Annotated in this window: 2 protein-coding genes; one reads left to right on the forward strand and one right to left on the reverse strand. The window is 70.7% G+C overall.

Annotated elements, in window-relative coordinates; all coding sequences use genetic code 11:
• Positions 1-8: 8 nt before the first annotated feature.
• Positions 9-473: an NUDIX hydrolase gene (locus HW445_RS20550; RefSeq protein WP_180222453.1), complete on the reverse strand. Its 465-nt coding sequence runs from the start codon at positions 471-473 to the stop codon at positions 9-11.
• Between the two features lie 291 nt (positions 474-764).
• On the opposite strand from HW445_RS20550, the gene HW445_RS20555 reads away from it, so the two are divergent.
• Positions 765-4076 (forward strand): S8 family serine peptidase, encoded by a 3312-nt coding sequence (locus HW445_RS20555; protein ID WP_180222454.1) that lies wholly within the window; start codon positions 765-767, stop codon positions 4074-4076.
• The last annotated feature ends 119 nt before the right edge of the window (positions 4077-4195 follow it).

Below are 4195 nucleotides of genomic sequence, written 5' to 3' on the forward strand. Positions count from 1 at the left end.
GCGGCGTCCTACGCCGGGCTCGCCCCACGGTCGAGGTGCCCGTTCCGAGGGCGCTCGCGCCACAGCCGCAGCCCCGAGTCCACCAGCTCGACGTGGTCGAGGTCCGCGACCGCCGACAGCGGATGCCAGGCGGCCATGTCCGTCGACCCGCCCACCTCGTTGCGCAGCGAACCCCCGGTGATCCTCCCCTCGTACACCACCCGCAGCCCGTGGAAGTCGGCACGCGCCCCCAGCCGCCGGGGGTAGGAGCGGCGGACCGAGTCCACGCCGAGGAGGGCCACCGGCTCGACGGCGTAGCCGGTCTCCTCCCGCACCTCGCGCACCACCGTGTCGTAGGGGTCCTCGCCGTGGTCCATGCCGCCGCCCGGCAGCGTCCACCGCCTGGTTCCGTCCCCCGCGACCCAGCGCGCCAGCAGCACCTGCTCGTCGCGCACGCAGACGGCGTAGGCCGCCACCCTCAACTCCTCATGCATACCCAGACGTTACGGCAGCACGTCCGGCCGGGCAGCCCGACGCGGACGGTGGACGCGTCGTCGGCCGCGGCGCGCCGGGCGTTCTCCAGGCCGTCACACCGGACACGCAAGTCACACGACGTGGCGGGATTACGCCATGGCATCAATACGCCTCGGACAACTCTCCCCAAACTCCGGACTCATAGGCAAAGCTGAGCGGTCATCCGGACCATTTTTCCGGACGTCGGCGATCCCGGGCGATTCCGCCCCGGTGACGCCCTCCTCCCTTTCCTTCACTCGCAAGGGAAATCGATGACCTCTCATCCCGAGCGCACCCAGATATCGGGCGCGAGACGTGTGGCGCGGATCGCCGTCGCCGCGGGTCTGGTGGCGGCGCTCTCCGCGGCCGGGCCGATACCCATGGCCCTCGCCGCCGAGGCGGCCCCCGCGGCCGACCAGCCCGTCCCGGGCAAGTCGGCCCACGACAAGCTGGGTTCGGAAGACGCCGAACTCCTCGCCGCGGCCAAGGCCGACGGCGAGAAGAACGTCACCATGATGGTGATCACCGAGCCGGGCCAGACCGAGAAGGTCGCCGAGCAGCTCGACGCCGTCAAGGGCGCCGCCGTGGGCAAGACCTACGACGACCTCGGTTACGTCCGGGCCACGGTCCCCACCGGCAAGGCGGAGGCCGCGATCGCCGCCGCGGCCAAGCTCTCCTCCGTCCAGGGCATCGACCTGGACAAGGAGATCAAGCTGGACGACCCGCGTCCGGACGCCGGCAAGTCCGGCAAGAAGGGCTCCGGTTCCTCCGCCACCGCCTACGCGGCGCCGGACGCGAGCACCCCGGCGAAGAACCCGTACAACCCGTCGCACGAGACGGGCGCCGTCGACTTCGTGAAGAAGAACCCGAAGTCCGACGGCCGTGGCGTCACCATCGGCATCCTGGACTCCGGTGTGGACCTGGGCCACCCGGCGCTCCAGAAGACCACCACCGGCGAGCGCAAGATCGTCGACTGGGTGACCGCCACCGACCCGATCGTGGACGCGGACGCCACCTGGCGCCCGATGGTCAACCCGGTCTCGGGCACGACCTTCAGCTACGGCGGCCGGACCTGGACCGCCCCCGCGGGCGACCACAACGTCCAGCTCTTCCGCGAGTCCTCCACCGCGGGCGGCGACGCCGCGGGCGACGCCAACCGTGACGGCGACACCACCGACGTCTGGGGCGTGCTCTACGACGCGGCGGCCGGCACGGTCACGGTCGACCTGAACAACAACGGCGACTTCACGGACGACACCGTGATGAAGCCGTACAAGGACGGCTTCCAGGTCGGCTACTTCGGCAAGGACGACCCGGCCACCGACGTCGTCGAGCGCCAGCCGTTCGTGGTGGAGATCCGCAAGGACGTGCCCATGGACCCCTACGGGGGCACCTGGATCGGCCAGAAGCGCGACTTCGTCAACATCGGCGTCATCGAGTCCACCCACGGCACCCACGTCGCCGGCATCACCGCCGCCAACGGCCTGTTCGGCGGTCAGATGGACGGCGCCGCCCCCGGCGCCAAGCTGGTCTCCTCGCGTGCCTGCACGTGGACCGGCGGCTGCACCGCCGTCGCCCTCACCGAGGGCATGATGGACCTGGTCGTCAACCGCGGCGTCGACATCGTCAACATGTCGATCGGCGGCCTCCCGGCGCTGAACAACGGCGACAACGACCGCTCGCGCCTCTACACGCGTCTCATCGACGAGTACGGCGTCCAGCTGGTGATCTCCGCGGGCAACTCCGGCCCCGGCGTCAACACCATCGGCGACCCGGCCCTGGCCGACAAGGTCATCTCGGTCGGCGCGACCATCTCCAAGGAGACCTGGGCCGCCAACTACGGCTCGGTCGTGGAGAAGTCCTACGCGATGATGCCGTTCTCCTCGCGCGGTCCGCGTGAGGACGGCGGTTTCACGCCGACCCTCTCCGCCCCGGGCGCGGCGATCAACTCCAGCCAGACCTGGATCCCCGGCGGCCCGGTCGCCGAGGCGGGCTACGCCCTGCCGGCCGGCTACTCCATGCTGCAGGGCACCTCGATGGCCTCCCCGCAGGCCGCCGGCGCGTCCGCGCTGCTGATCAGCGCCGCCAAGCAGAAGAAGATCGACCTCACCCCGGCGAAGCTGCGCACCGCGCTGACCTCGACGGCGAACCAGATCCCCGGTGTCCAGGCCTACGAGCAGGGTGCCGGCCTGATCGACATCGTCGATGCCTGGGACTCCATCAAGCGCAACGCCAAGGCCCACGCGTACACGGTCAAGGCCCCCGTCGACACCAACATCGACTGGGCGCTGGCCGAGCCGGGCTTCGGCACCGGCCTGTACGACCGTGAGGGCGGCCTGAAGGTCGGCGAGCGCAAGGTGTACGACGTCGTCGTCACCCGCACCTCCGGCTCCAAGGCGAGCGTGCTGCACACGCTGTCGCTGAAGAACAACCACGCCCGCACCTTCGACATCGTCGGCAGCGAGCTGGTCGTCCTGCCGCTGAACAAGCCGGTCACCGTCAAGGTCGCCGCCAAGCCCGGTTCGCTGGGCATGCACAGCGCGATCCTCGAGGTGAACGACCCGTTCACCGAGGGCGTCGACAAGCAGATCATGACCTCCGTGATCGCCGCCTCCGAGCTGAAGCACTCCTTCTCGGCCGAGGGCACCGTCCAGCGGAACAGCCACACGTCCTACTTCGTGACCGTTCCCGAGGGCGCCACCTCGCTCGAGGTCGCGCTCGGCGGCCTCGCCGAGGGCAGCCAGACCCGCTTCATCTCGATCCACCCGTACGGTGTCCCCTCGGACCCGACGTCGACCGTCAACTGCTACCCGAACTACGCGGGCGGCGACGGCGGCTGCAAGCCGGAGGCCCGTTTCTACGCGCCCACCCCGGGCGTCTGGGAGATCGAGGTCGAGTCGCGGCGCACCTCGCCGCTGCTGAACAACCCGTACGAGCTCGACGTCACCCTGCTCGGCGCCACGTTCGAGCCGGAGACCCTCACCATCCCCGAGGCCCAGGTCGGCGAGCCCGCCGCGGCCGAGTGGACGGTCGAGAACACGTTCGCCGCCTTCGAGGGCAAGCTGGTCGGCGGCTCGCTCGGTTCGTCGAAGTCGGACCGCCCGACCATCGCCAACCACGAGGTGCAGACCTTCACCGTGGAGGTGCCCGAGGGCGCCGACGCGCTGAACGTGGCGATCGGCAACGTCTCGGACACCGCTTCGGACCTGGACCTCAACGTCTACTACGAGGACGGCCCGGACCCCGTCAAGTCCTCGGCGGACGGTGACTCCGAGGAGTCCGTCTCGATCCCGAACCCGGCCGCGGGCACCTACACCGTCGAGGTCGACGGCTACTCGGTCCCGAGCGGGTCCACCGCGTACGACTACCTCGACGTGTTCTTCTCCGAGGCGCTCGGCACCGTCGCGGTGGACGGCGCCACGGTGCAGCTCGCCGAGGGCGGCACGGCGTCCTTCTCCGGCACCGTCACCGTCGGCGCGGCGGCCCCCGAGGGACGTGAGTTCTTCGGCCAGGTCCAGCTCGTCAACGGCAACGGCACCCCGGCGGGCGTCGGCAGCGTGAAGATCGGCAGCGTCGTGGAGTAGTCCACGGCCGACGATCGAGGGGCGGGCGTCCGGGAACGGGCGCCCGCCCTGCGTCGTGCCGGGGTCACCCGGGCGGGCAGGCCCGTCCGTCCGCGGTACCGGGCCGCGCGGCGTCCAGA

The organism is Streptomyces sp. UH6 (assembly GCF_013421635.1).
GTDB classification, from domain to species: domain Bacteria; phylum Actinomycetota; class Actinomycetes; order Streptomycetales; family Streptomycetaceae; genus Streptomyces; species Streptomyces abyssomicinicus.

Excerpts from the sequence above, each read along its gene's own strand:
- HW445_RS20550 (WP_180222453.1), bottom strand. The coding sequence starts at position 473 with ATGCATGAGGAGTTGAGGGTGGCGGCCTACGCCGTCTGCGTGCGCGAC.
- HW445_RS20555 (WP_180222454.1), top strand. The coding sequence starts at position 765 with ATGACCTCTCATCCCGAGCGCACCCAGATATCGGGCGCGAGACGTGTG.